The 1,971-nt window shown below is 70.8% G+C and carries 3 protein-coding genes; 2 read left to right on the forward strand and 1 reads right to left on the reverse strand.

All coding sequences use genetic code 11. The features are described from left to right. Positions 1-358: sugar phosphate isomerase/epimerase family protein (locus AC1D01_RS32315; protein WP_477873591.1), on the forward strand; the 358-nt coding region annotated here is incomplete at its 5' end. A 3-nt stretch (positions 359-361) separates the two neighbouring features. On the opposite strand, the gene AC1D01_RS32320 is transcribed toward AC1D01_RS32315, so the two are convergent. Beyond that, a complete protein-coding gene (locus tag AC1D01_RS32320; RefSeq protein ID WP_477873592.1) occupies positions 362-1,591 on the reverse strand; it encodes an MFS transporter in 1,230 nt (409 codons plus the stop codon). A gap of 98 nt (positions 1,592-1,689) precedes the next feature. Between AC1D01_RS32320 and AC1D01_RS32325 the strand changes: the two genes are divergently transcribed. Continuing rightward, positions 1,690-1,971, forward strand: a 282-nt coding sequence (locus tag AC1D01_RS32325) for an AraC family ligand binding domain-containing protein (protein WP_477873593.1), incomplete at its 3' end; no start/stop codon positions are given.

Here is a 1,971-nt window from a genome sequence, read left to right on the forward strand (position 1 = left end):
GGCGCTGGACCTGTGCGACGCGCTGGACCCCGGCCGCAGCGGCGCGCTGGGCGTGGCGCTGGACGTGTACCACGTGTGGTGGGATCCGAAGCTGCGCGCTCAGATCGAACGCGCCGGCCGCGAGCGGCTGCTGGCCTTCCACGTCTGCGACTGGCGCGTGCCCACGCGCGACCTGCTGAACGACCGCGCGATGATGGGCGACGGCGTGATCGACATCCCGCGCATCCGCGGCTGGGTCGAAGAAGCCGGCTACGCGGGCTACAGCGAGGTGGAGATCTTCTCCAGCGAGGACTGGTGGAAGCGGCCGGGCGGCGAGGTGCTGGACACCTGCATCGCGCGGCACCGCAGCGCCGTGTGACGCTCAGGCCGCCACCAGCACCGTCCGGCGAACCCGCCGCACATTGAAGGCGCTGGCGATCAGCACGCCCTGCACCACCGCGATGCCCAGCCAGACCTGCGCCGGGCGGTGCCAGTCCATCAGCGTGCCGAACAGCAGCGGAGCGATCGCCTGGCCGATGTCCAGGCCCGAGTAGACGACGCCGTAGACGCGGCCGGTCGCGTTGTCGGGCGCCGAGCGCTTGACGATCAGGTCGCGCGACGGCCCGGCGATGCCGGCCGCGAAGCCCATCGCGCCGAACAGCACCGGCACCGCCAGCGCCGGGATCTCGGCGAAGCCCACCACCAGCGCGATCGCCGCGGCCACGCCGAAGCCGGCACCGACGATGCGCTCGCAGCGCGCCGGGTCGGTCACGAGAAAGCCGCCGACCACCATGCCGCCGGCGCTGCACACCATGTAGACCGTCAGGCACACGGCCGCCAGCTGCGTCGGCACGTCGTGCAGCAGGCGCGCCGCCTCGGGCGCGAAGGCCTGCACGCCGCTCAGCGCCATCGCGTAGAAGAAGAAGAACGCGAAGCACATCCAGACCGCCGGGATCGACAGGAAATCGAGGCTGCCGCCGGCCGCCTTCGCCGCGCTGGCCTTGGGCGCTGCCGCGATGTCGTCGAGCGCCAGCTTCTCGCGGTTGAACCACAGCACGATCAGCACCGCGAAGGCCAGCACGCCGGCGCAGGCCAGCGCGACGCGCCACGAGTACGCGAGCGTCAGCGGCACCAGCATCGCCGGCGCCAGCGCCCAACCCAGGCTGCCGGTGATGCCGTGCACGCTGAACGCATGGCCGAGGCGCGACGGGTGCACCTTGCGGTTCAGCAGCGTGAAATCGACCGGGTGGAACACGCCGTTGCCGATACCGGCCAGCACCGAGAACGCCGCCAGCATCCACCAGCCGGTGCTGATCGAGAAGCCGAAGGCCGCCAGCCCCAGCAGCGCCAGCCCCGCGAACAGGATCGGCCGCGGCCCGAAGCGGTCGACGATGAAGCCCGACAGCGCCTGCGTGATGCACGAAACGACGAAGAAGATCGACATCAGCAGGCCGAGCTCGGCGTAGCCGACGTTGAACGCCTCCTTCAGCCACGGGAACAGCGGCGCCAGCAGCAGCTGGCTGAAGTGACTGATGCTGTGCGCCAGGCCGACCAGGCCGATGACGGTGGCGTCCTTGCGCAATGCGGGTGCCGGGGCGGCCAGGGTGTTCATGCAGGGGTTCGGCAGGTGGAATCGAGCACCGATGGTAGGCAGTGACGAAGCGGCCGGATTGCGATAGCCTGTCAATCCTTGTCGAGATCCTGCCAATCATGATCACCCCACCGATCGGCCCGCTCACGCCCCACCTGTACATGCCGACGCCGCAGCGGCCGCTGCGCGCGAAGCAGCACCACCTGGGCACCGACACCCGCGTCGTGCCGCACGACCACCCGTGGGCGCAGGTCGCGCTGTCGTCCACCGGCGTCGTGCGGCTGACGATGGAGCACGGCACCTACCTCGTGCCGCCGTCGCGCGCGCTGTGGATCCCGGCCGGCATGGAGCACGCCGTCAGCGTCGTCGAGGATGCCGACCTGCGCACGCTGTACCTGCTG

Source organism: Rhizobacter sp. P3_B12 (assembly GCF_056402895.1).